This window comes from Sphingomonas sp. 28-62-20 (genome assembly GCF_002281505.1).
The window spans coordinates 37,716-63,096 of sequence record NZ_NCGH01000015.1 but is presented as its reverse complement, the minus strand read 5'-3'; the positions used below and the strand labels follow the sequence as shown (position 1 = coordinate 63,096).

Genomic DNA, 25,381 nt, shown 5'->3' with positions numbered 1-25,381 from the left:
ATGAGAATCTCGACTTTTTCAAAGACCGCGTTGGCGTTGGTACTTGGCTTGAGCTCCGTTGCCGCGAGCGCGTCGACGCTCATCGTCATCGATTCCCGCACGCCTAGCCTGAAGGCCGGGCAGAAGATCGACAGCACCAAGCCGATTACGCTGAAGGAAGGCGAGCGGGTTACCGTTATCGGTCCTGACGGTAAGTCGATCACCTTGCGTGGCAAGTTCACTGGCCTGCCGCTGGGCGCGGCGCCTGCTGCATCCGATCCAGGCCGGGCACTGGCAGCGCTGATCAACACCCGCAACGCCCGCACCAGCTCTGTCGGTGTGGTCCGCGGCGCAACCGATGCTGCCGCGCTGCCTAACCCCTGGCTGATCGATATCTCGCGTCCAGGCGAGCGTTGCCTCAAGGCCGGCGGCAAGCCGATCTGGTGGCGTCCAGATGGTGCCCATTCGCAGAAATTCTCGGTCACGCCGGTTGATCGGTCGTGGATTGCCGATTTTGAATGGAATGTCGGCGAAACCATGATGGCCGTTCCCGAGCTTTCATCCTTTGACGCGCAGACCATTTTCGTCATGCGTCTGAACGATCAGGAATTTCCGGTCAGCATCAACATTGTGCCGAATGATCTGGAAAATGACCTGATTCTGGCATCGTGGATGCTCGAAAAGGGCTGCATCCAGCAGGCTGATGCGCTGTTGAAGGTCGTCAGCCAGGGTCAAGTCGTCTCCAAATGAACGCTAAACAACTAAAGGACTATAGGGCGGCAATCATCGTTGCCGCCCTAGCGGCCATCATGGCGACGCTGGCGGTGCAATATCTGACGTTCCTGTCAGAGTTGGAAACCACCAGCCGTGACCTTCGCGTCGCGGGCCAGTCAGCGCCGATGCCGCAGTCCAAGGACATCGTGATCGCCGGGTTAACCGAGGAGACGGTATCGCAATTTGCGTATCGCTCCCCGGTTGATCGGGAATTCCTGGCGAATTTGATCAAGACGCTTGAAGCCAAGGGCGCGCGCGCGGTCGGCGTCGACGTTTTGTTCGACCAAGCGACTGAGCCCGCCAAAGACGAATTGCTCAAAAAGACGATCCGCGAAGCGAAGGTGCCACTGTTCATCAGCTATTCGAATTCGTCGAACATCGTGAATGAAGATCAGCTCGCCTATCTGAATGATTTTGTCCCCGAACGGCTTCGCGCCGGCGCGAACCTGCTGAAAGACCCGACCAACGACAGCGTGCGGTGGATTTTTCCAGGCCAAACCAATCCCGGCATGCCGCTTGGCTTTGTGCGCAAGGCGGTTAAGCTGATTGGCATCAATACCCCCAATACCGCGCCCGAAATCGCGTGGCGCCCGCATCCCGATGCCGAAACGCCTGCCTTTGCGGTCTATCCCTCGCACACCGTCGCCTTCCTTCCCGACGAATGGTTCAAGGGCAAGATCGTGCTGATCGGCGCCATTCTGTCGATCACGGATCGCCACCGTACGCCGCTCGCTGTCCTTGATGATGGCGACGATGGCAACATGCCGGGAATCACGGTGATGGCGCACGGCATCTCGCAAGTGATGGAAGGACGCTCGCTGCAGCGCTTCAACCTTGCCGGTGACATCGCCATCACAGTGTTGTTCGCGCTGGTCGGGGTCGGCCTCGGCTTGCTGAAGCGCGGCGCGGCATTCAGCTTCACGGTCGGCGGCATCTTCATCCTGCTTTACTGGGTCGGGTCCTTCTTCGGCTATAGCAATGGCTTGCCGCTGGTCCCGCTGCTCGCGCCAACGCTCGCACTGCTGCTGGCCTTGTGGTTGATGGACGTTGCCATTGGTCGTGCCGAACGCAAGCAACGCCAGTTCATCCAGGGCGCCTTTTCGCGCTATGTATCGCCAGCGGTTGTCAGCCAGCTGGTCGATGACCCGAGCGCGCTCAGCATCAAGGGCGATCGCCGTGAGGTGACCTTTATCTTCACGGATATCGCCAGCTTCACGACCCTGTCCGAAGGGCTAACCTCCGAAGCCCTTTCGGAGGTGCTGAACGCCTATCTCGACGGTGCCTGTTCGATCATCCTGAAATATCAGGGCACGATCGATAAGTTCATCGGCGATGCCATCATGGCGATCTTCAACGCCCCCATCTCCCAGCCGGACCATGCCGAGCGGGCGGTGAAATGCGCGCTGGAGCTTGATGTCTATGCCGAAGACTTCAAGAAGAAGCAGAATGCTGCCGGGATTCCGATCGGCGTGACGCGGATCGGGATCCATACCGGCGTTGCCACGGTCGGCAATTTCGGGTCGTCGTCGCGCATGGACTTCACGGCGCTGGGCGATACTGTCAACACGGCGGCGCGGACTGAAGGCGTGAACAAATATTTCGGCACGCGCATCTGCGTGACCGAAGAATCGGTCGCTGAATGTCCCAATCTGCGGTTCCGTCCGATCGGTGATGTTGTGCTGAAGGGCAAGACCAAGCCGGTTGGTCTGTTCTCGCCCGTGTCAGAGGCTGATGCAGCGACCAATGTGACAGAAGATTACATGGCCGCTTATGAATTGCTGAAGGCCGAGAATCCGAAGGGCATCGACTCCTTCCGGGCGCTGGCAACGCAATATCCATCAGATCCGATCATTGCCTATCATTGTCGCCGGATTGACGCCGGGGCGACGTCCACGCTGATCGTGCTTGAGGATAAATGACGTGATCATTGCCCAACCGGTCAATCGGTACCGCCACCTCCGTTCGGTCGGGCTGGGTGCCATCACGGTGGGGGGCACCGTGCTGACCACAAGCGGGGCCTATGCACAGGTCCCGCCCCCGGTGCCGCAGGTCGTCCAGCCAAGCCAGGGCGAAATTTCGCGCGAACGCCTCACGCTGCCCCCGGTCGCCACGCCGAAATTTGAACTGCGCATTCAGTCGCCAGACAAATCCGCGGTCCCCAAATCGATCGACGGCGTGCAGTTCCTGCTGCGCGATGTCGTCGTCGATGGGGCAACGGCATTTCCGCCGGAAATCATCAACGGCTTTTTTGCCGAGCTCAAAGGCAAGCGCACCGGGCTTGGCGCGGTCCGCCTGGCTGCGACCAAGCTTGAATCACTGTACCGCGAAAAGGGATATTTTCTCACCCGCGTGTTCATCGCGCCCCAACCGATCAACAATGGTGTCATCAAGGTCACCGTGATCGAAGGGTTTATCGAGGATATCACGGTGGAGGGCCTGGATGCAGGAACCCAGCGCACCGTCAAGGCTGCGCTGGAACCGCTGCTGAAGCGTAAGCCGATTGATCTGCCATCGCTCGAGCGCCGGCTGCTGCTGCTCAACGATATCCCTGGCATTGGCGGGACCAGTGTGCTGCGGCAAGGGGCGACGCTGGGCGGCTCCAGCCTGATCGTGACGCTCGAAGAGCGGCCCGATACCTTCCAGATCGCGGTCAATAACGGCTCCTCGCGCATCCTGGGACCCTGGTCCTATGGGGTCAACGCTACCTTCAACCGCCCGTTCGATCTGCCCGGTTCGCTCAACCTGGGCATCAATGCCGGTGGCCGTGATCTGCAAGCCGTGCAGTCGGTCAGCGGTCGCTACACCGTGGCCATTGGCAAGAGCGGGTTACTGGCCAGCGTTGGTATTCTCGCCGCCAAGGCGCAGCCGGGTGGATCCGTCCGCCCGCTCAATATCGTCAACAACCTGATTTCGGTCAGCGCGCGGGCCAGATACCCTTTCATCCGCAGCCGTGCCTTTTCGCTGTTTGGCGAAACGGGCTTGTCGGTTAATCGATCGGATACCGATATCCTTGGCGTGCCGCTGATCCGGGACCGGACCACGGTGCTCGATGTTGGCCTGTCGGTGCAGCAAAATGGATTCCTCAACGGCGCCACGACAATTAATGCCAGCGTTTTCCAGGGCTTACAGATATTGGGTGGGTTAAACAGCGCGGCACCCTCCCCGTCCACGCCAAATTTCGACCCGTCCTTCACGCGGTTGGTCTATTCGATCCAGCGCACCCAGCCATTGCCCGGCGGGTTTAGCGCGCAGTTGAATTTCCAGGGGCAATACAGCAATTCGAAACTGCTGTCGGGCGAGCTCGTTTCCTTTGGCGGTTCGGGCCTTGGCCGTGGCTTCGATCCGGCAGCGATCACGGGCGACCGGGGCTATGGCGGCCTTGCCGAACTGCGTTATGATTTGCCGGTCAGCAATGTCGTGATCAAATCAGCCCAGATCTATGGCTTTGTCGATGCCGCGCGCGCGACGAGCCTGGCGACCAGGGCGATCCCGCTCACGTCGCAAAGCCTCCAATCGGCTGGTGGTGGCATCAGGATTAGCCATCCTTTTGGGAGTGTCGATGTCCAAGCCGCCTATGCGCGACGCGCGCTGGGTGGGGTGGACCAACGCCCCAACCCGCGAATCCTGGTGTCGACAAGCTTCGTTTTCTAGAGTGTGATGACTTTGGATTGGACCAAACCATGCGCCGTTCGCCCTGAGCGAAGTCGAAGGGCATGCGGAGCGTGTGGGCTTCGACTTCGCTCAGCCCGAACGGGTGTGAGGTTGAATCGACCTAACGTCATTACGCTCTAAGTCGGCACCAAGCGCAACGATTTCCGCGCCCGATTACGGATCAACCCTGATGCCCATTGGGGCGACCGGGGTGTTTTGATCGGATCGATAGGTCGAGCGGTTACGGCGTGAGGACGGCTGTTGCCCGTGTTTCGGTGCCGGTCTGGCCTGGTGCAGTTGGTTGAGCAGGCGTGCCCGTCATATCGGGATGCTGCCCGACAATGGCTTCGGTTTCGATCGCATCAAGTGCCGCCTGGGTTTCGACATAGCGTCCCGCCGCCGTCATCCACGTCTTGGCCTTTTGCGCACCGGGCAAGCGCCCGACTTCGGCTAGCGCTGCGTCCACCTTGCCTGCATCAAGCAAATGCCGGACCCGCGCCAGCCGATCGGTTGCGCGCGGCGAGGCGGTGCCCTCATGCCGGATTACAATCAGCCCGGCCAATTCGCGCTGGAAGCTCGTCACCCACCCGTCAACCGCGACGCCCGAGGTTAATTCCGGGGCCATTGTGTCGAGCGAAAGCCGTAAATCCTCCAGCGTTACGGGTGCTCGCCCCGCCGCCACCACGACTGCCACAGCGCGCGCCTGGGTCGTGCGAAAGCGCCGTTTGAGCGGTCCCTCAATCTCACCAAGCCCAAGCCCGCGATCAATTGCCCGCCGGGCGGCAAAGGCGATCAGCAACGCTTCGGCTCGGCCCGAATTGCTGGCGGCGGCGCGCGATTCTTGATCGATCGTGATGGTTCGGGCTTCGAGCGTCGCCAGCTGCGCGGCGATCGCGACTTGCCGGGCATTCAGCATATCATTGTCGATCGATCGCGCTGCGGCCCCTGCCTCGGGCGGGGGTACAAAGCCGGTCTCGCCCGTGCCCGTCGCCGAACCACCGCTGGCCGGCGCGGACCCAGTGGCCCCGTCCGTGCCCCCATCGAACATCATCTGCGCCGATCGTGGCAGCCATTGGCGATACTGACGCACAAACAATGCCGTCACGCCAATGCCGAGCACAAAAGCGACCACCGCGAACCACAGCAGCATCCGCATCGTCGGACGTCCTGCCCCGGCGCTCGCTGATTGATTGTCGCTGCTCATCGCTTCCTTATCCGCGTGTGCGCGCACGCGGTCAATCAGAACGAGCAATCGCTGCCACGGTCTCCAGCAGCTTTTCATCCAAAGGACGCGGCGCCGTCGATATTGCCTGCCACCCCGTGCCGGTTGCGGTCGCCACTGCTTCGCTCAGCGCGGCAATGATGATTCGGTCGCGCGCCAACCCGGCGGTATCGACCAGCGCCGCCAGTCGCGCGCCAGCGCGGGGGGAATGCACCAGCGCGATGCTATCGACCAGCGTAGCCAGCATCGGTGGGGCGATGGGGAGAGCAATGCTGGCATAAACCGGGATCGATTCGCCAACCACGCCGCCTGGCGAAACCATCGACTCCTCGCCGCCGAGATGGAGCAGGCAGCGCAGACCCGCTGCTCCCGCAGCGGCCAGCAAGGCCGCGGCATCGCGATCGCCGACAATCATGACGTCAAAACCAGCCGTGCGGGCGGCCGCAGCGGTTGCCTTGCCGACCGCGACCACCGGCAGCGCGCGCAGCTGGTCGATCGCTGGCCCGGCCCAGCGCAGGGCATTGGCGCTGGTCAGCATCAGTGCATCAAAGCGCGCAGGATCAGGCAGCGTCCAGGGCAGCGCCTCCACCGCGAACAGCGGCAGGGAGAGCGTTTTCAGCCCAAGTGCCTGGGCACGGGCGATCGTGGCACTGTTCCCAGGTTCCGGCCGCAGCACCGCGACCAAGCGGCTCACGTGCCGAACAATGCCCGCACTGGTGCGGGTGCCCGCGCGAGCAAATCCGCTGCCAATTGCGCGGCAAAGCCAAGATCGTCGGTCATCCCGCGTGCCTCGCCCATGACATGCGCGCTGCCATCGGCGGCGAAAAGTTCAGCGCGCAGGTGGAGATGCTTGCCATCAATTTCCGCGAGCGCGGCCAGCGGCGAGTGGCAATCGGCGTTCAGTGCCAGCAGCAAAGCGCGTTCGGCCATCACACAGGCCATTGTCGGGTGGTGGCTGATCGCCTTGATCAGCGCCGTCGTCGCTTCGTCAGCCGCGCGCGTTTCAATGCCGACCGCGCCTTGCGCCGGCGCTGGCAGCATGACGTCAATCGCAATGCCGTTTCCGACATCGCGCCGACCAAGCCGATCAAGGCCAGCGGCGGCGAGCAGGGTCGCGTCAATCTCGCCCGAGGCGACCTTGGCGAGGCGGGTATCAACATTGCCGCGCAGCAGGACGATCTTCAGATCGGGCCGTAACCGCAGCAGCTGCGCCTGTCGCCGGGGTGAGCTGGTGCCGATGGTGGCACCTTGCGGCAGCGCATCGATGCTGTCCGGCCCGATCAGTCGATCACGCACATCAGCGCGCGGCAGCATCGCGCTGATCACGATCCCCTCTGGCCGGATCGTTTCGACATCCTTCATGGAATGGACCGCGAGATCAATCTCCCCAGCCAGGATCGCGCGGTCCAATTCCTTGGTCCACAAGGCCTTGCCGCCAATCTCGGCCAGTGCGCGATCCTGCACCTGATCGCCTGTCGTCTTGATCACGACAATCTCGACATCGGCTTCGGCAAGGCCATGCGTGATCATCAGCGCATCGCGCACCATGCGGGCCTGGGTAAGGGCAAGCGGCGAACCGCGCGTGCCAAGACGGAGTTTGGGAGCAAGCATTGTCATCACCGTTGGTGCTAGCGCCGGTTGCGGCTAGAGGGAAGCCATGGCGCTGATCCTGGGTATTGAATCGAGTTGCGACGAAACCGCCGCCGCATTGGTGACGAGTGATCGCGTGATCCGCGCGCACCGGCTGGCGGGCCAGGAAGCGGCGCACCGGCCCTATGGCGGGGTGGTCCCCGAAATTGCGGCGCGTGCGCATGTTGAAATATTGGTGCCGCTGGTGGAGGCGGCGCTGGCCGATGCCGGGGTGACCCTGGCGCAAGTTGACGCCGTGGCGGCAACCGCAGGACCGGGGCTGATCGGCGGGGTGATGGTGGGGCTGGTGACGGGCAAGGCGCTGGCGCATGCCGCGGGCAAGCCGCTGATTGCGGTCAATCATCTGGAAGGCCATGCACTGTCGCCGCGGCTGTCCGATCCTGACCTTGAATTTCCCTATTTGCTGCTGCTGGTATCGGGCGGGCATTGCCAATTGCTGCTGGTGGAAGGGGTGAACACCTATCGCCGCCTGGCCACGACGATCGACGATGCGGCGGGCGAGGCGTTTGACAAGACCGCCAAGATTTTGGGCTTGGGCTTTCCCGGTGGCCCCGCTGTCGAGCGCGCGGCATTGCTCGGCGATGCCAAAGCGGTGCCCCTCCCGCGCCCGTTGCTTGGGTCAAGCGAGCCGCATTTCTCCTTTGCCGGCCTGAAAAGCGCCGTGGTGCGCGCGCAGGACAGCGGCAAATATCGGGTCGAGGATATCGCCGCGTCGTTTCAACAGGCGGTTGTTGATTGCCTGATCGATCGCACGCGGCGTCAATTGGTCGGGCTCGACGGGGTCAGCGCGCTGGTTGTCGCAGGCGGGGTGGCGGCCAACCAGACGGTGCGCGGGTCGCTGGTGACCTTGGCCACGGCGCATGGCCTGCGCTTTGTCGCACCGCCCTTATGGCTATGTACTGACAACGCCGCGATGATCGGCTGGGCCGGGGCCGAGCGCTTTGCCGCCGGACTGACCGACCCGCTTGATGTCGCCGCCCGGCCGCGCTGGCCGCTTGATCCGTCAGCCGAGACGGTGCGCGGTGCCGGGGTGAAGGCGTGAGGATAGGCCCATGCGCATAGGGGTTATCGGCGGCGGGGCCTGGGGCACCGCGCTGGCGCAGGTCGCGGCGCATGCCGGGGATCCCGTCCTGCTCTGGGCACGCGAGGCCGACGTTGTAGCAGCAATCAATCAAGTGCATGAAAATACGCTGTTTCTGCCCGGCGTGCGCCTCAGTCATGACGTCAGCGCCACCGGCAGCCTCAGCGCATTGGCGGCGTGCGAGGCGCTGCTGGTGGTCGTGCCTGCCCAGCATGTGCGCGCCGTGCTGGCCGAGGCGGCAGTTGGCCGCACGCCGCTGGTGCTCTGCGCCAAGGGGATTGAGGCGGGGACGCAATTGCTGGTCGGGGAGGTCGCCGCGCAGGTGCATCCGGGCGCGCCGATTGCGGTGCTGTCGGGCCCGACCTTTGCGCATGAGGTGGCAGCAGGCATGCCGACCGCGGTGACGCTTGCCTGCGCCGATGCGCAACTCGGCGCGCGACTGGCAGAACGGCTCGCGGGGCCGGCGCTGCGGCCCTATCTCAGCAGCGATGTGATCGGCGCAGAGATTGGTGGGGCGGTGAAGAACGTGCTCGCGATTGCGTGCGGGGTGGTGGAAGGGGCGGGGCTCGGCCAGAACGCCCGCGCCGCGCTGATCGCGCGCGGCTTTGCGGAAATGACGCGCTTTGGGTTGGCACGCGGGGCGCGGGCGGAAACGCTGACGGGGCTGTCGGGGCTCGGCGATCTGGTGCTGACGTGTTCGTCGACTTCGTCGCGCAATTTTTCGCTGGGCGTCGGGTTGGGGCAGGGGCAAGCGGCGACCGATCTGCTCGCGTGCAAGCTGAGCGTGGCCGAAGGGGCCTTTACCGCGCCCGTCCTGCAGGCCGCGGCGCGGGCGGCGGGGGTGGATATGCCCGTGGTTGATGCGGTCTGCGCGCTGCTGGACGGCGCGCCAGTTCGCGACGTGGTGGGTGCGCTGCTGGCGCGGCCGCTTCGGGTGGAGAACCGGGCTTAGGCGGCGGCCGTAATTATTCGGGCCGGCAAGAGAGCGTGATCAGCGCGGCGCTCTTGTCATAACGAATCGACGAGCAGCCCTTTAGGGCATCGGCGCCAACATAGACCACGTAGGACGGTGGCATCGTGCGGCGTTTGCCTTTGACGAGGATTTCCTTGGCCGCTGCCTCGGGGGCGATTTCACTGGGGTCGGCAATCGACTCGGCACTGCCATAGCCGCGCGTTCGGACCAGGATCTTGTCGATCGAAATATTGCCGATGACGAGTGGACGAGCCAATGTCACCTCACGTGCCAAGCGACGAACGCCATAAGATATCTCGACTGGTTGAGGCACCCCGCTGAAGCTGCCGCCAAGGTCGCGCACAATCGCCGCGCCGGCTGCTGCACTGGCGACCGTATCTTTAAACTGCGGGGCGAACGCGAAATGAACGCGCTTTTTGCCGATTGTCTTCGGCGTTGTCGCAAGCCACCAGGCATTGCGGCTGCCAAGCGGGACGGTGACGCTCGCCTCATCCTCCCGAACGGCCCGCAACTTAAACTCAACGATGGGGGATGGCAGCGCATAAGGACCGGCCAGGGCGTCTGCGAACCCATAGGCATTGGTTTCGAACCATTGCGCTCGGCCCGGTGCCAGTATGTCAGCCGAACCAAGCGCGATGGGTGCCGAGTGTCCGGCGATCCTGATTGGCCCGATCCGCGCGCCGCCGCCGCCGACATTGATCGACAGGATGCCGATGTCGATCCCGAAAGGTTTCCCAAACACTTCGGCCTCGTTGCCGAACAGCGAAACGGCGGTCGCACGCGACAGATAGACGTCGTTCGGCATGCCGGGCGACAGGAACGCCTGCACTTGCTGGCCATTGATCGTCAGCACCGCCTGGCCATTTTCCGGAACGACGAGCGGCGGTGGGGCGGGCTTTCGATCTGCTGCAGAAACGCTTGGCAACCAGAAAAATAGCGCCGCAGCGGCGACAAGGACAGGCCGGATCGGCAGCATTGATGGCTCCTTGTCGCTCTCGGACTGGCTCATCCGTTAGGCCTTCAAAAATCCACCGCAATCCCTTTCAGCTCCCAATCGCCGTAGCGCACCGGGTTGAGGCCCAGCGGGTCTTGTTCGGTCTCGTCGATTACCACCGGCTCGGGCGCTGGCAGCGGCGGGCTCTTGGAAAGATGGGCGGGTGGCTTCACATGGGGCGGGCGCTGGCCCATGGCGGGTCTCCAAAGATGATCTGCCCTGAAATCGGGCCTGACAGGAGCCGTTGCAAGTGCGTCCCCCTCAATCGACCGCAAAACCGCCCGAAGATGCCCCCGGCGTTCCCGTTCGCCGCGCGGCGCTGCGCGTGCTCGATGCGGTGATCCGGCGCGGGACACCGCTTGAACAGGCATTGGGGCCCGCATCGCGCGATATATCGCGCGCTGACGATCGCGCGCTGGTCCATGTGATTGCCGCCGAAACATTGCGGCGGATGGCTGATCTCGATGCGTTGATCGATTCAGCCACTCAGCGCGCGCTGCCCGATGATGCCAAGGCGCGGATGGCGCTGCGCATCGCGCTTGTTCAGGCGCTAGCGCTGGGGACGCCCGCGCATGCCGCGATCTCGACGGTGCTGCCGCTGGTCGATGGCGGCCCCAGAAAACTCGTCCATGGCGTGTTCGGCACGCTGGTGCGCGGCAATGCGACGCTGCCCGAACATCCCGCGCTGCCGATGCCCGTCGCGCTGCGCTGGCAAGCGGCCTGGGGCGATGCGATGGTGATGGCCGCCGAACGCGCTTTGGCGGTGCCGCCCGCGCTTGACCTGACGCTCGCCGATGCCGCCCAGACCGACGATCTTGCCGCGCGGCTGAACGGGGTGAGCCTGATGCCCGGCCATCTGCGCTTGGCCGATCACGCCGCGATTCCCGATATGGAGGGCTTTGGTGAGGGCAGCTGGTGGGTGCAGGATCTGGCCGCGTCGCTGCCCGCCCGGCTGATCGGGCGCGGCGAAGGCCATGTTCTGGACATTTGCGCCGCCCCGGGGGGCAAGACGCTGCAGCTCGCGGCTGGCGGGTGGAAGGTGACGGCGGTCGACAATAACGAAAGTCGTCTGGCGCGACTTCGTGATAATCTCGAGCGCACGCATCTCCAGGCCAATATCGTCACCGCCGATGCGCTGAAATGGGCACCGCCCGCGCCCGCTGATGCGGTGCTGCTCGATGCGCCGTGCAGCGCGACGGGCATTTTCCGCCGCCATCCCGATGTGCTCCACCGCGTGCTGCCCTCGCATATCGCCGAGATGGCCGCGCTTCAGACGCAATTGCTGGCGCGTGCCGCTGATTGGGTGCGGCCGGGCGGGGTGCTGGTCTATGCGGTTTGTTCGCTCGAACCGGCCGAGGGCGAGGGGCAGCTTGAGGCCTTTTTTGCCAGCCGCGCCGATTTCGCGATTGATCGCGTGCTGCCTGACGAGCTGCCGGTGGGCATGACCGCGCATCCCCGCGGCTGGCTGCGCACATTGCCGGGGACATTATCCGATCCGGGCAGTGATCTGGGCGGGTGTGACGGCTTTTTCATCGTGCGGATGATGCGCACCGCCTGACGAGAAATCTTGCCGGGAGAAATCTTGCCAGGTGAATTCTTGGGGCTAGGAATCTTGCGGGCACGGCGCACTCTGCTACATGCCCGTCATGTCGAACCCTGTCCGTATCGCGCCGTCCATCCTCTCCGCCGGTTTTGCCCGTCTGGGGGAGGAAATTCGCGCGATCGACGCCGCTGGGGCGGACTGGATCCATGTCGATGTGATGGATGGGCATTTCGTGCCCAACATCACGATCGGCCCTGCGGTGATCAAGGCGCTGCGCCCGCATACGACCAAGCCATTCGACGTGCATTTGATGATCTCGCCGGTCGACGCCTATCTTGATGCCTTTGCCGATGCCGGTGCCGATACGATCACCGTCCATCCAGAGGCGGGCCCGCATCTTCACCGTACGCTGCAGCGGATCAAGGCGCTCGGCAAGCGCGCTGGCGTCGTGCTCAACCCCGCTACGCCGGCCAAGATGCTCGATTATGTGCTGGAAGAGGTTGATCTGGTGCTGGTGATGAGCGTCAACCCCGGTTTTGGCGGGCAGAGCTTTATCACGTCGCAGCTCCGCAAGATCGAGGCGATCCGCAAGATGATCGACAAGCTGGGCAAGCCGATCGATCTTGAGGTCGATGGCGGGGTGGATGCGACGATCGCGCGCGCCTGTGTCGAGGCCGGGGCCGACGCGCTGGTGGCGGGCACGGCGGCGTTTCGCGGTGGGCCTGACCATTATGCCGCCAATATCGCGGCCTTAAGGGGATCGTGACCGAGCTGGGCGATCGCGAGACCGGTGCCGACGGGATCGAAGAGGGCAAGCGGCTCGTCAGGCTTGGCGGCGACAAGGGGCTGTCGCTCGCGCAGCAACTGACCGAACGGCTGCACCGGCTGACCTGGCGGACCCCGATCCACGGATTGCGGCTGAAAGGGCGCTATCCGCTCAAGCTCATCGCCGTGCCCGATGATCCCTTTCTTGGCGATCTGAAGCGCGGCGCGGCGTTGCTGGAGGGCATTGTCGCGGTGCGCGGCGAGCAGCGGCCGATCGATACGCTCACCCTCGCCAAGCCCGATTTTTCGAAAAGCATCGCTGATTATCTGCACAGCAGCGCCTGGTTGCGGGATTTGTCGAGCGTCGCCACCCGCGCGCAGGCCGCCCCCATCGCTGAACAGCTGATGCGGGCCTGGCTGGCGGCGCATGCCGATACCGTGGCCGAGCCGGCCTGGCGCGCGGACCATTGGGGGCGGCGGATCATGGCCTGGACGGCGCATGCGCCGCTGATCCTGTCATCGGCGGATCTCGTTTACCGGTCACTGGTGCTCAACACGCTGGCGCGGGGCGCGCGCCATCTTGATCGCTGTGCTGATAAGGTCCCTCCCGGTGCGCCACGGATTGCCGCCTGGTGCGGGGTTGTTACCGCCGGGCTGCTGATCCCGGCAGGCGATGTTCGGCGCAAAATGGGCGAAGCGGGGTTGAACCGCGCTATCGATGCATCGGTGTTCAATGATGGCGGATCAGTGGCGCGTGCGCCGGCCGCGCAGCTCGATATCATCATGCTGCTCACCGCGCTCAGGGAAGCCTATGTCGCCCGCCGACTGGAGCCGCCCGCCCGGCTGGAGGAGACGATCAACGCGATGGTGCCAGCGCTGCTTGGCATTTGTCTTGGCGATCACGGGCTATCGAGCTGGCAAGGCGGCGGGCCGGTGCCGGGCAGTGTGGTTGATCAGGTTGTGACCGCCACCGGCGTGCGGGCCCGGCCGCTGCGCCAGGCGCGCGATTGGGGCTATCAACGGCTGTCGGCGGGACAAAGCGTGCTGATCATCGATGCCGCCCCACCGCCCGTCGCGCGGCTGGTTGAGGGGGGCTGCGGATCGACGCTGGCGTTTGAGTTTTCCGATGGCGCGCAGCGGCTGATCGTCAATTGCGGCGGTGCGCGCAGTGTCACCGCGCCCGTGTCTGCTGGTCTGGCAGAGGGGTTGCGGACGACGGCGGCGCATTCCACCTTGGTGGTTGGTGACAGCAATTCCACCGCCATCCATAGCGATGGCACGCTTGGTCGCGGTGTCGGCGAGGTCGAGTTGAGCCGCCAGGAAAGCGATACGTCGAGCCGGATCGAGGCCAGCCATGATGGCTATGCCCGTCGTTTCGGTTTTCTGCATCGCCGCCAGTTGATTCTCTCCGCTGATGGGCGCGATTTGCGGGGTGAGGATATGTTGTTGCCGGCCGGGCGGAAGCGCAAAGCGAGCATGACGGCGTTTGCCGTGCGTTTTCATCTTGGTGCCGGTGTCGAAGTCTCCCCGACCGCGGACGGCCAGGCGGCCTTGCTGCGAATGCCGTCGGGATCGCTCTGGCAGTTTCGCTGCCGGGGCGGCGCACTCGCGATTGAAGACAGTCTGTGGGTTGACGGCGATGGCCGCCCGCAGCCAACCCATCAACTGGTCGTCACCGCCGAAGCCCCGGCGGGGGGCGCCAATGTCAGCTGGGCCTTGAAGCGCGCGCGCTGAGCGGGCAGGGGTGCCGCAATCCTGGAGATTGAGATGACCCCCGTTCCCATCACGCGCGCGCTGCTTTCAGTTTCCGACAAGACCGGCATTGTCGATCTTGGTCAGGCATTGGTGCGCCACGGGGTTGAACTGGTCTCAACCGGGGGCACGGCTAAGGCGCTCCGCGATGCCGGGTTGGCGGTGCGCGACATCAGTGCGCTGACCGGTTTCCCTGAAATGATGGACGGACGCGTGAAAACGCTTCACCCGATCGTCCATGGCGGGCTGCTCGCGGTGCGCGATGACCCCGCGCATGTCGCAGCGATGATCGAGCATGGCATCGGCGCGATCGATCTGGTCGTCGTCAATCTCTATCCGTTCGAAGCAACCGTGGCCAAGGGCGCTGACCGGCCCGAGATTATCGAGAATATCGATATTGGCGGGCCGTCCATGGTGCGATCGGCAGCGAAGAACCACGCCTTTGTCGCGATCGTCACTGATCCGGCAGATTATGGCGCGCTGATCGCCGAAATGGATGCGCAGAGCGGCGCGACCACGCTCGATCTGCGCCGCCGGCTCGCCGCGCGCGCCTTTGCGGCGACGGCCGCCTATGATGGCATGATCGCCAGCTGGTTTGGCTTTGCGGACCAGGGCGAGCAATTTCCTGAAACGCTGCCGCTGACCCTGAAGCGCGGCGATATTCTCCGCTATGGCGAAAATCCGCACCAGTCTGCGGCTTTTTATGCGGCGACCGGCCCGGCGGCACGCGGGATTGGCCAGGCGCGACAGGTGCAGGGCAAGGAACTTAGCTACAATAACTATAATGATGCCGATGCCGCGCTCGACCTGGTCAGCGAATTTCGTGATGCCGCGCCGACCTGCGTGATCGTCAAGCACGCCAACCCCTGCGGAGTCGCGACAGCGGCGACGATCGAGGCGGCCTATGCCGAGGCGTTTGCCTGCGACACGGTATCGGCCTTTGGCGGGATCATCGCGCTCAACCGCCCGCTTGATGCAGCAACCGCGCAGGCGATTACGGGCATCTTCACCGAAGTCGTCATTGCCCCCGATGCCGATGAGGAAGCGATGGCGCTGTTTGCCGCCAAGAAGAATTTGCGGCTGTTGTTGACCGGGCCGCTGCCCGATCCGGCCCGTGGCGGGCTGTTTGCCAAATCAATCGCGGGCGGCTGGCTGGTCCAGTCGCGCGACAATGGAGCGGTTGGCGACGATGCGCTGAAGGTGGTGACCAAACGTCAGCCGACGGTGCGCGAACTCGCCGATTGCCGTTTCGCCTGGACAGTCGCCAAGCATGTGAAATCCAACGCGATCGTTTACGCCAAGGATGGGGCGACGGCGGGCATTGGGGCAGGCCAGATGAACCGGCTGGAATCGGCGCGGATCGCGGCCTGGAAAGCGCGCGATGCTGCTGAAAAGGCGGGTTGGTCGCAAGCCCGCACAATCGGATCTGCAGTGGCGTCGGATGCGTTCTTCCCCTTTGCCGATGGCTTGCTGGCAGCGGTTGAAGCAGGCGCGACGGCGGTGATTCAGCCGGGCGGGTCGATCCGCGATGCCGAGGTGATTGCAGCAGCGGATGATGCCGGGCTGGCGATGATCTTCACCGGCATGCGGCATTTCCGCCACTGATTGGGATTGCGGATACTGATCAGGCGGCGGCAGGGGGCTTCAGCTTGAACAGCGCGCGATCCTCTGGCCCAAAGGCCCATTTCCACAGCACAAAGGCATAGCTCGCGGCGATCGCGGGCAAGCCGAAGACCAGTTCGACCCATTCAAACCGATGCGGCAGGGCGGTAAAGGCCGTACCGATCACGATCGCGACAAGCGCTGCCCACAGCATTGGCCAGCGCCAGCCCGATATTGGTGCACCCAGCAGCGAAGACAGCAGCCGTGATTTGATGATTGAGGTGATCGCATAGGACAGCATCAGGGCAACCGCTGGTCCCGCTGCTTGATAATTGGGGGGCCAACCGACCGCGCGCATCGCAAAGATCAGCGCAAAGCTCAGGCTGATCTGGACCGTCAGCATCACGGCGGAGATCATGAGATTGCGGTGACGCGCGACATAGACCAGCGCACTTTCGGACACCGCCCCCATTGAGGAGACAACTTCTGCGGTCAGCAAAAAGGCAAGGGCAGCAGTGCCGGCGACGAATTGCGGCCCGATGGTGCCCATCACGGCTTCGCCGGGGATCGATCCCATCAATGCCAGGCAACCTTGCGCGGCCATGATCCAAAATCCCACTTGCCTGATCTGTCGCGCCACGGCCTGTTTGTCACCGCGCGCCAGGCTGGTGGTGATCACCGGGCCCAATATCGGATCGAAACTGCTCTTCAGCCGTCCGGGTAGGGAGGCGATTTGCTGCGCCATATAATAAATACCGACCACCGAGGGGGCGAACAGCTGGCCCAGGATGAAGCGATCGACATTGCGCGTTGCCCATTCGATCGCGTCCGCACCGGCAAGCGGCATATTCTGGCGCGCCAGCGTCGCGATCGTCGCCAGCCTTGGCTTCCAGCCGTGCGGCATGCCGTAACTGCGGACAAAGGGGACGATCGAGGCGATCAGTGCCGCGACCATCGACAGCATATAGGCAATTTCCAGCCCGTCATGCGGCGCAATGAAATACAGGCCGGTGGCGGCGATGCTGATCGTCCAGGGTTCGATGACTGCCCGTGCCGTCACCGTCGCGCTGACATTATGGCGATAGGCAAGCGCGGCCAGCGTCAGATCGGACCAGGCGATGGCAACGACGATCCCCGGCAGCAGCCGCGCAATGCCCATCGGCGCCCCCGCCCGGTACATGATGCCGGGAAAGGCGAATAGCAGCGCACTGGCAACCACCGACGCGATCAGTGCGACCGCGAGCGCATCCCAGGCGACATGTGCATGTGGCCGGTCGCTTTCGGACAGCGCCTGGGCCAGGCCGCGCTTCATGCCCAAGGTCGCGATCAGCGCCGCCAGTTCCACCGCCACCACGGCAAGCGCGAACCGCCCGACCATATCGGCCCCGTAAAGCCGCCCGGCAACGAACAGGAACGGTACGCGCGCGGCCAGCCGCAGCGCAAAGCCAATGACATTGGTCCGCCCGCCCTTGGCGATGGCGGCAATATCGTCCGATGCCGGGGAAGCCGGGGATGCAGGCGTGCGCGGCGTGACCGTCAATGCGCGGCGCCCCAGCTTTTGCCGGTGCCAATCTCCACCCCAAGCGGGACCGACAGCGTAATGGCGGGTTCGGCGGCGGTCGCCATTACCCGTTCGATCACCGGTTTGGCGGCGGCGACATCGCCCTCAGGCAGTTCGAACACCAGTTCGTCATGGACTTGCAGCAGCATGCGGACATGGGGGAGGCCCGCTTCGGCGAGGGCCGGTCCCATCCGCACCATCGCGCGTTTGATGATGTCGGCGCTGGTGCCCTGGATCGGCGCATTGATCGCGGCGCGCTCTGCCCCCTGGCGCTCATGCTGGACGGGGGATTTGATCCGCGAAAAATGGCATTTCCGCCCGAACAAGGTGGTGGTGTAGCCGCGCTCGCGCACCTGTTCGATCGTCGTCGCGATATAATTGTTGATGCCGGGGAAGCGGTCAAAATAGCGATCGATCATCGCCTGCGCTTCGTCTGGGGTCACATCAAGCCGCCCGGCTAGCCCCCAGCGGCTGATGCCGTAGAGAATCGCGAAGTTGATCGTCTTGGCGCGCCCGCGCGTGTCGCGATTAACCTCGCCGAATAATTCCTGCGCCGTCAGCGAATGGATGTCGGCGCCATCGGCAAAGGCCTGTTTGAGCGCGGGCACATCGGCCATATGCGCGGCCAGGCGCAGCTCGATCTGCGAATAATCGGCGGCGAGCAGTACATTGCCGGGTTCAGCGACAAAGGCATCGCGGATCTGGCGGCCGATTTCGGTGCGGATCGGGATATTCTGCAGATTGGGGTCAGTGGAGGACAGCCGCCCAGTCTGCGCGCCGGTGAGCGAATAGCTGGTATGAACGCGGCCCGTCGCTGGGTTGATCTGCGCCTGCAGCGCATCGGTATAGGTGGATTTGAGTTTCGACAGCTGGCGCCAGTCGAGCACGCGCGCGGCGATCACTGCGCCAGGCGACGCCTTGTCAGCGGCGATCTTTTCGAGTTCGGTCACATCAGTGGAATAAACGCCCGATTTGCCCTTGCGGCCGCCCTTGATGCCCATCTGTTCGAACAGCACGTCACCCAATTGCTTGGGGCTGCCGATCGTAAAGGGCATTCCCGCCAAGGCGTGAATCTCGGTCTCCAGCGTCGCCATCTGCGCGGCAAATTCGCTCGACAGCTGCGCCAGCCGATCGCGATCGACCTTGATGCCGTGGCGCTCCATCTGCGCGATGACGGGGGCGAGCGGGCGATCGACCATTTCATAGACGCGCGTCGCGCCTTCGGCCGCCAGCCGGGGTTTGCAGCGGCGCCACAAGCGGAGCGTGACATCGGCATCCTCAGCGGCATAGCGCGTCGCGGTCTTCAAATCGATTTCGGCAAAACCACGCTGACTCTTGCCGGTGCCGACCACGTCCTTGAAGGCAATGCATTTATGCTCAAGGTGAAGCATCGCCAGCTCGTCCATGCCGTGCCCGTGCAACCCGGCATCAAGATCAAAGCTCATCAGGATCGTGTCATCAAACGGCGCGACATCGATGCCCAGCCGCCCGAGGATGATCATGTCATATTTCAGATTATGGCCGATCTTCAGCACGCTTGGGTCTTCAAGCAATGGCTTCAGCTTGGCGATCACGACGCCTTTGTCGAGCTGTTCCGGCTTTTCGGCGAACATGTCCGTGCCGCCATGCGCGACTGGGATATAGCAGGCGCGATTGGGGGCGAGCGCCAGGCTGATCCCGACCAGCTCGGCCTGGGTCGCATCAATGCCCGTGGTCTCGGTATCGACCGCGATCCAGCCCTGCTGGCGTGCCTGGGTGATCCAGCGATCCAGTGCCGCCAGATCGACCACCGTTTCATACAGATCCAGATCGATCGCCGGATCCTGCTCGGCGGGCACCGCTTGCGGGGTGGCGACGGGCGTATCGCTGACGGCGGAAAGTTTCGCGAGCAGTGATTTGAAGCCGTGATGGTCAAGGAACGCGCGCAGCGGCGCATCCGGGATGCCCTTTAACACCAGATCATCGAGCGGATCGGGTAGAGCTGCATCATCCTTCAGCGTCACCAGGATGCGTGACAGCCGCGCCATTTCAGCATGATCGATCAAATTGTCGCGCAATTTGCCGGGCTTCATCGCCGGCGCGGCGGCAAGCACGGCTTCCAGATCGCCATGTTCCAGGATCAGCTTGGCAGCGGTTTTGGGGCCAATGCCCGGCACGCCCGGCACATTATCAGCACTGTCGCCCATCAGCGCGAGCACATCGCCAAGCCGATCCGGCCCAACCCCGAATTTTTCGACGACATCACCCGGCCCCAGCCGCCGATTGTTCATCGTATCATACATGTCGAGCCCGGGCGCGATCAGCTGCATCAGGTCCTTGTCGGACGAGACAATCGTGACGGCCCACCCTTGCGCCAGCGCCGCCTTGGCATAGCTGGCGATGATATCGTCGGCTTCCAGCCCCGCTTCCTCGATACACGGCAGCGAAAAAGCGCGGGTGGCATCGCGGATCATCGGGAATTGCGGCACCAGATCTTCGGGAGCGGGTGGCCGGTGCGCCTTATATTGATCATAGAGATCGTTGCGAAAGGTGTGGCTGCCCTTGTCGAGGATCACCGCCATATGTGTCGGCCCGTCGGCCTTGTGGAGCTCGTCGGCCAGCTTCCACAGCATCGTCGTATAGCCGTACACTGCCCCGACTGGCTGGCCATGGATGTTGGCCAGTGGCGGTAGGCGGTGATAGGCGCGGAAGATATAACCGGAGCCGTCGACAAGATAGAGATGAGGCATCGCGCAGAGATAGCCGAACCGCCGCGCTGTACAAAGTGTTTCGGCAAGCAATCGGCCAGCCCGGCCGACCGGATCAATGGGCGTCGTGAAAGATGATGCCGAGCGTGTGGCGCTCCCCGCTGCGGATCGTGGCGACGCCGTGGCGCATCGTCACTCGGTAATCGCCCCGGCTGCCCCGGACGGGCCGGTGGTTGACCGCAAAGATCACCGCATCGCCCTGGCCAAGCGGCACCACATCGACGCGTGATTGCTGGCGGGGGCGCTGTTCAGTGATGACGAAATCGCCGCCGCTGAAATCACTCCCCGGGCGCGACAGCAGGATCGCGACCTGCAGCGGGAAGACATGTGCGCCGTACAGATCCTGGTGTAGGCAGTTATAGTCGCCGCTGCGGTAGCGCAGCAGCAACGGTGTCGGTCGCTGCTGTCCGGCGTCGTGACAGCGCGCCAGATAGTCCTGATGCGCAGCGGGAAAGCGGGCCGGATTGCCCAGCCGTTCGTGCCAGTGATCAGCCAGCGCGGTCAGCTGCGGATAGAGCGTGCGGCGGAGCCGCGAGACGAGCGGCGGCAGCGGATGGGCAAAATAGCCATAGTCGCCGCTGCCAAAGCCGTGCCGGGCCATGACGATCCGGCTGCGAAACCGGGCATCGTCATCGAACAGCGCGGCGGTGGCGCGTGCTGAGTCGGGATTAATTAAGGCGGGTAGGATCGCCCAGCCGCGCGCGTCGAGCGCGGCGGTGATGGTCGGCCAATCCTGCGCAGCGATGCGCGCGTCGATGCTGTCATTATCCATGGCGTGGCCCTGCCGGTTTATCCGGGCAAGGCCATCCCGCAGCTTGCGGTCGAACTGTCTTTAGCGGTGATACGCAACCACGCTGGCGACCACCGATTGCATCAATGCCTGGCGTTCGGTGACTGGGCGCGGGGTATCGCCGATCATCACGGCCAGCGTATAGCTTTGCCCATCGGGCGCGGTCAGGATGCCGACATCATTATAGCCCGCTGTGCGCCCGGCGAGATCCTGGCCAGTGCCGGTCTTATGACCAAAACGCCAGCCTTCGGGCACGGCACCGCGCAGCCGTTGCCGGCCGGTCTTCGATGATTCCATCGTCGAGATCAGATAGCTGGTCGACGGCGATGACAGCAGCTCACCCTTTTTCAGCATCGCCAGTGCCCCGGCAATGGCAGATGGCGCGGCGCCGTCGGGCGGGTTGCTGACGTAGCTTTCAAAGGCTTGCACCCGAGTCGACAGCGGCAGCCGGGCACGGGCGCGGGTAAAGGCGCTGCCCAGCGCGAATTCGGGCTTCCATTGCAGGCCCGCCGTCTGGCTTTGCAGCAAGCGCTCGCCAGGGCCGAAATTGATCGCCCCCAGCCCCTTGCGCTTGATGAATGCCCGCACGGCATCCGGCCCGCCGACATAGCGCAGCAGCCGATCATTGGCGGTATTGTCGCTGGTGGTCAGCGCGCGCTGGAGCAGCTCACCGACGGTTGCCTTATAGCCATCGCCAGTCACCATCGCGGCAATGGGCTGATGAAACAGCGTCAAATCCTCACGCGTGACGGTGACGGGATCGTCTAGCGTCAGCCGCCCGGAATCGCGCGCATCAAGCACCGTCATCGCGACCCATAATTTGCTGACGCTTTGCTGCGGCAGTTTCAGATCGCCATTGGTGGCGACTGACCAGCCCTTGTCGACGCTGCGCACGGCGATGCCAACGGTCCCGTCAAATTGGGCGCGGACGGCATTGATCGAGGCGGAAAGTCCAGCGGGTGCCACCGCGCGGATCGGGGCAGATGGCGGAACGGGCATGCTGACGCGATAGACGGGCGCGGGGGTCGGCGGCGGGGCGACCCGCGCAATTTGCGGTGAGGAGGTAGAAGCGCACCCTGCCAGCGCGATCATCGCAAAGGCGGCAAGTGCCGGATTGTGCCGTTCGAGTGTCACATCTTTTCCCTGCTGAACCAAGCTGTTCACCCTCCCCCCGGAACGAATGCCAGACCATGACGCGGTAGCCGTTAATACGGTATACGCATAAATCGCACTTGCGATGAATACCCGTAAAAGCGCGATGAACCGCGAAACTTCCCGAAAATGGTCAGTATTTGGTTAAGGCATCAGCACCGTATCGCGCGCATCGGGCAGCATGTCGGGGTAATCGAGCGTATAATGCAGCCCCCGGCTTTCCTTGCGGTGCAGCGCCGATTTCACGATAAGTTCGGCGGTTTGCAACAGGTTGCGCAGCTCGATCAGATCGGGCGTGACGCGGAAATGCCCATAATAATCATTCACCTCATCGGTCAGCAGGCGAATACGGTGTTGCGCGCGCTCGAGCCTTTTGGTGGTGCGGACGATGCCGACATAATTCCACATGAAGCGGCGAATTTCGGTCCAGTTCTGTTTGATGACGACTTCCTCGTCCGAATCCTCGACCCGGCTTTCGTCCCAGGGGCGGATTGCGGGCGGCGGCGGCAGATCGTCCCAATGGGCCGCGATATGCCGCGCGCAGGCCTCCCCAAACACAAAGCATTCGAGCAGCGAGTTGGACGCCAGCCGATTGGCGCCGTGCAGCCCGCTTTCGGTGCATTCGCCTGCGGCATAGAGCCCGGGCAGATCGGTCCGCCCGTCGAGATCGACGACGATCCCGCCACAGGTATAATGCTGCGCGGGCACGACGGGGATTGGATCGGTCGTCATGTCGATGCCCAGCCCCAACAGCTTTTCATAGATGTTGGGGAAATGTTCTCGAATAAAGGCCGGGTCCTTGTGGCTGATGTCGAGATGGACATAATCCAGCCCCAGCCGCTTGATCTCATGATCGATCGCCCGCGCCACGACATCGCGCGGGGCGAGTTCAAGCCGGGAATCGAAATCGGGCATGAAGCGATAGCCGGTTTCAGGGATCAGCAAATGCCCCCCTTCGCCGCGCACCGCTTCAGTGATCAGGAAATTCTTGACGTCGAGATTGTAGAGGCAGGTCGGATGGAACTGCATCATCTCCATATTGGAGACGCGGCAGCCCGCGCGCCACGCCATCGCGATGCCGTCCCCCGTCGCGCCGCGAGGGGCGGTGGAAAACAAATAGGTCCGCCCGGCGCCGCCCGTCGCCAAGATGGTGGCGCGCGCGGTGAACAGCTCGACCCGGCCGGTCGCGCGGTTGACGGCGTAGACGCCCCAGACATGGCCCGACCCCGAATAGCGCGCCTCATGCCGCCCGGTCGCCAGGTCGATGGCGACCATATCGGGCACCAGGGTGATGTTGGGGTGCAGATCGGCGGCGCGCTGCAACGCTTCCTGCACCGCCCAGCCAGTGGCGTCATCGACATGCACGATCCGCCGATGGCTATGCCCGCCCTCGCGCGTCAGATGCGGCAGGTTGCCCTCCATGTTGAACGGCACGCCGAGCTCGGCCAGCCGCGCAATCGCGGCGGGGGCGCTTTCGACGACGAATTCCACGGTCGCGCGGTCATTCAGCCCCGCGCCGGCGATCATCGTGTCCTCGATATGGCTGTCAAAAGTATCGCCGGGTTCAAGCACGGCGGCGATCCCGCCTTGCGCCCAGGCGGTGGACCCTTCGTTCAGCCCGCCCTTGGCGAGCACCGTCACCTTGAACTGATCAGCGAGGTTGAGCGCGGCGGTAAGGCCAGCGGCGCCGGAGCCGATGATGAGGATGTCGGTGATATGGGTCAAAAACCCCCCTCCCGCTTGCGGGAGGGGCTGGGGGTGGGCCTTTCCGCAAGCGCGATCCCAATCGCTGAGACCACGCCGTCTACATTTTTCATGACATCATCGTTGGTGAATCGCATCACGACATATCCAAGTGAGTTGAGGTAATCGTCCCGCTTCGCATCGCGCGTCGGATCGGTGTCGTGCGAGTATCCATCGATTTCCACGATGAGTCGTTTTGATCTGCAAAGGAAATCCGGGTAAAACGGTCCATCCGGCATTTGCCGAGAAAATTTGTGCCCGTCGAGCCGACTTGCGCCAAGATATAGCCAGAGCTTTCGCTCGGCAGGCGTCGCAGCATTTCGTAGTTTCCGCGCGCGCGCGGTATCTCTCGGCCGCCAGGTCGGCATTCACACAGGCCCACCCCCGACCCCTCCCGCAAGCGGGAGGGGAGAAGGCGGATTGCTCGCCCGCGTCAGGTTGAGGAAAACATCCTCCAGATCAGCCTCGCGGGTCGAGACATCGACGATCCCGTACCCGTCCGCCTGCACCGCCGCGAGCACTTGCCCGGCATTCACGCTGTCCTTGCGATAGGTGATTTCCAGCACCCGGTCGCCCTTGACCTCGATCTTCTCAAAGCTGCCATGGTCGGGCGGCGTGGCGATGTCGCGGTCGACAGTGACCGCGACCAGCTTTTCCTGTGCCATGCCGACCAGCGTGCGGGTCGGTTCATTGGCGATCAGCTTGCCGTGGTTGATGATCGCGATCCGGTCGCAGAGTTGCTCCGCTTCCTCCAGATAATGCGTCGTCAGCACCACCGTCACGCCACCCGCATTCAATTCGCGGACATAATCCCATAATTGCTTGCGCAGTTCGATATCGACGCCCGCAGTCGGTTCGTCGAGGACCAGCACCGGCGGGGTGTGGACCATCGCCTTGGCGACCATCAGTCGCCGCTTCATGCCGCCCGACAAGGTGCGCGCATAGGCGTTGGCCTTGTCTTCCAGGTGGACCGCGCGCAGCAATTCCATCGACCGCCGCTTCGCCTTGGGCACGCCGTAAAGGCCGGCCTGGATTTCCAGCGTCTCAACCGGCGTAAAGAATGGATCGAACAGGATTTCCTGATTGACGATGCCGATCGACACCTTGGCATTGCGCGGGTGCTTGTCGATATCAAAGCCCCAGATCGAGGCGGTGCCGCTGGTCTTGTTGACCAGCCCCGCCAGGATATTGATCAGCGTTGATTTGCCCGCGCCATTGGGACCGAGCAGCCCGAAGATCTGGCCTCTGGGCACATCGAACGAGACGTCATCAAGCGCGCGCTTGCCGCCCCTATAGGTTTTCGACAGGCGGTCGATCGAAATGGCGGCTTCATGGGCTGCGTCGGTCATGCCAAGCCGCTTAAGCCACGAAGCCAGGGTCGCCAAATATTTTCGACGGACAT

The 25,381-nt window shown here is 63.6% G+C and carries 21 protein-coding genes; 9 read left to right on the top strand and 12 right to left on the bottom strand.

Going from position 1 to position 25,381, the window contains the following annotated elements; genetic code table 11:
* From B7Y43_RS13540 to B7Y43_RS13530, 3 genes are read left to right on the top strand one after another with little or no spacing between them, the layout of a single operon-like run.
* Entirely contained in the window at positions 1–729 is a 729-nt protein-coding gene (locus tag B7Y43_RS13540; RefSeq protein ID WP_374132187.1) for a hypothetical protein, read from the top strand.
* Positions 726–2,672 carry an adenylate/guanylate cyclase domain-containing protein gene (locus B7Y43_RS13535; protein ID WP_374132186.1) on the top strand — a complete coding sequence of 649 codons (1,947 nt, stop codon included), beginning with the start codon at positions 726–728 and terminating at the stop codon, positions 2,670–2,672. Before B7Y43_RS13540 ends, B7Y43_RS13535 begins: the two co-directional genes overlap by 4 nt.
* A gap of 1 nt (position 2,673) precedes the next feature.
* The gene (locus B7Y43_RS13530; RefSeq protein ID WP_374132185.1) at positions 2,674–4,404 is read left to right on the top strand and encodes a ShlB/FhaC/HecB family hemolysin secretion/activation protein; all 1,731 of its coding nucleotides are present in this window, start codon (positions 2,674–2,676) and stop codon (positions 4,402–4,404) included.
* A 241-nt stretch (positions 4,405–4,645) separates the two neighbouring features.
* Here the strand turns inward: B7Y43_RS13530 and B7Y43_RS13525 are convergent, their stop codons facing one another.
* Genes B7Y43_RS13525 through hemC form a run of 3 tightly spaced genes read right to left on the bottom strand, consistent with a single transcriptional unit; the run spans position 4,646 to position 7,243 of the window.
* Complete coding sequence (locus tag B7Y43_RS13525) at positions 4,646–5,608, bottom strand: hypothetical protein (protein WP_374132184.1); 963 nt, start codon at positions 5,606–5,608, stop codon at positions 4,646–4,648.
* Positions 5,609–5,639: 31 nt separating this feature from the next.
* Positions 5,640–6,320, bottom strand: a complete 681-nt coding sequence (locus tag B7Y43_RS13520) for a uroporphyrinogen-III synthase (protein WP_374132183.1) — start codon at positions 6,318–6,320, stop codon at positions 5,640–5,642.
* Positions 6,317–7,243 (bottom strand): hydroxymethylbilane synthase, encoded by a 927-nt coding sequence (gene hemC, locus B7Y43_RS13515; RefSeq protein ID WP_374132182.1) that lies wholly within the window; start codon positions 7,241–7,243, stop codon positions 6,317–6,319. Before hemC ends, B7Y43_RS13520 begins: the two co-directional genes overlap by 4 nt.
* A gap of 40 nt (positions 7,244–7,283) precedes the next feature.
* Here hemC and tsaD point away from each other — a divergent pair, with 40 nt between their 5' ends.
* Together tsaD and B7Y43_RS13505 are read left to right on the top strand one after the other, a co-directional pair.
* Positions 7,284–8,318 carry a tRNA (adenosine(37)-N6)-threonylcarbamoyltransferase complex transferase subunit TsaD gene (tsaD, locus tag B7Y43_RS13510; RefSeq protein WP_374132181.1) on the top strand — a complete coding sequence of 345 codons (1,035 nt, stop codon included), beginning with the start codon at positions 7,284–7,286 and terminating at the stop codon, positions 8,316–8,318.
* A 10-nt stretch (positions 8,319–8,328) separates the two neighbouring features.
* Positions 8,329–9,309, top strand: a complete 981-nt coding sequence (locus B7Y43_RS13505) for an NAD(P)H-dependent glycerol-3-phosphate dehydrogenase (protein WP_374132180.1) — start codon at positions 8,329–8,331, stop codon at positions 9,307–9,309.
* 13 nt (positions 9,310–9,322) lie between these two features.
* Here the strand turns inward: B7Y43_RS13505 and B7Y43_RS13500 are convergent, their stop codons facing one another.
* Entirely contained in the window at positions 9,323–10,339 is a 1,017-nt protein-coding gene (locus B7Y43_RS13500) for a hypothetical protein (RefSeq protein WP_374132179.1), read from the bottom strand.
* An 11-nt stretch (positions 10,340–10,350) separates the two neighbouring features.
* A complete protein-coding gene (locus B7Y43_RS13495; protein ID WP_374132178.1) occupies positions 10,351–10,518 on the bottom strand; it encodes a DUF1674 domain-containing protein in 168 nt (55 codons plus the stop codon).
* Positions 10,519–10,568: 50 nt separating this feature from the next.
* Here B7Y43_RS13495 and B7Y43_RS13490 point away from each other — a divergent pair, with 50 nt between their 5' ends.
* The 4 genes from B7Y43_RS13490 to purH all read left to right on the top strand — a co-directional run bounded on the left by B7Y43_RS13490 (position 10,569) and on the right by purH (position 15,989).
* On the top strand, positions 10,569–11,882 hold the full coding sequence (locus B7Y43_RS13490) for an RsmB/NOP family class I SAM-dependent RNA methyltransferase (protein WP_374132177.1): 1,314 nt from the start codon (positions 10,569–10,571) through the stop codon (positions 11,880–11,882).
* 88 nt (positions 11,883–11,970) lie between these two features.
* Positions 11,971–12,633 (top strand): ribulose-phosphate 3-epimerase, encoded by a 663-nt coding sequence (rpe, locus tag B7Y43_RS13485; RefSeq protein WP_374132176.1) that lies wholly within the window; start codon positions 11,971–11,973, stop codon positions 12,631–12,633.
* The gene (locus B7Y43_RS13480) at positions 12,630–14,366 is read left to right on the top strand and encodes a heparinase II/III family protein (RefSeq protein ID WP_374132175.1); all 1,737 of its coding nucleotides are present in this window, start codon (positions 12,630–12,632) and stop codon (positions 14,364–14,366) included. Before rpe ends, B7Y43_RS13480 begins: the two co-directional genes overlap by 4 nt.
* A gap of 33 nt (positions 14,367–14,399) precedes the next feature.
* The gene (gene purH / locus B7Y43_RS13475; RefSeq protein ID WP_374132174.1) at positions 14,400–15,989 is read left to right on the top strand and encodes a bifunctional phosphoribosylaminoimidazolecarboxamide formyltransferase/inosine monophosphate cyclohydrolase; all 1,590 of its coding nucleotides are present in this window, start codon (positions 14,400–14,402) and stop codon (positions 15,987–15,989) included.
* A 19-nt stretch (positions 15,990–16,008) separates the two neighbouring features.
* Here purH and B7Y43_RS13470 read toward each other — a convergent pair whose 3' ends face one another.
* From B7Y43_RS13470 to B7Y43_RS13440, 7 genes are all read right to left on the bottom strand, one after another.
* Positions 16,009–17,526: a lipopolysaccharide biosynthesis protein gene (locus tag B7Y43_RS13470; RefSeq protein WP_374132173.1), complete on the bottom strand. Its 1,518-nt coding sequence runs from the start codon at positions 17,524–17,526 to the stop codon at positions 16,009–16,011.
* Positions 17,523–20,276 (bottom strand): DNA polymerase I, encoded by a 2,754-nt coding sequence (gene polA, locus B7Y43_RS13465; RefSeq protein ID WP_374132195.1) that lies wholly within the window; start codon positions 20,274–20,276, stop codon positions 17,523–17,525. The genes B7Y43_RS13470 and polA overlap by 4 nt, the downstream gene beginning before the upstream one ends.
* A gap of 73 nt (positions 20,277–20,349) precedes the next feature.
* The gene (locus B7Y43_RS13460; protein WP_374132172.1) at positions 20,350–21,066 is read right to left on the bottom strand and encodes a 2OG-Fe(II) oxygenase; all 717 of its coding nucleotides are present in this window, start codon (positions 21,064–21,066) and stop codon (positions 20,350–20,352) included.
* Positions 21,067–21,126: 60 nt separating this feature from the next.
* Positions 21,127–22,176 (bottom strand): class A beta-lactamase, encoded by a 1,050-nt coding sequence (gene bla / locus B7Y43_RS13455; RefSeq protein ID WP_374132194.1) that lies wholly within the window; start codon positions 22,174–22,176, stop codon positions 21,127–21,129.
* Between the two features lie 204 nt (positions 22,177–22,380).
* Positions 22,381–23,961: an L-aspartate oxidase gene (gene nadB, locus B7Y43_RS13450; protein ID WP_374132171.1), complete on the bottom strand. Its 1,581-nt coding sequence runs from the start codon at positions 23,959–23,961 to the stop codon at positions 22,381–22,383.
* Positions 23,958–24,347 carry an endonuclease domain-containing protein gene (locus tag B7Y43_RS13445; RefSeq protein ID WP_374132170.1) on the bottom strand — a complete coding sequence of 130 codons (390 nt, stop codon included), beginning with the start codon at positions 24,345–24,347 and terminating at the stop codon, positions 23,958–23,960. Before B7Y43_RS13445 ends, nadB begins: the two co-directional genes overlap by 4 nt.
* Positions 24,348–25,328, bottom strand: coding sequence for an ABC transporter ATP-binding protein (locus tag B7Y43_RS13440; protein WP_374132169.1), 981 nt, complete (start codon positions 25,326–25,328; stop codon positions 24,348–24,350).
* Positions 25,329–25,381 lie beyond the last annotated feature (53 nt).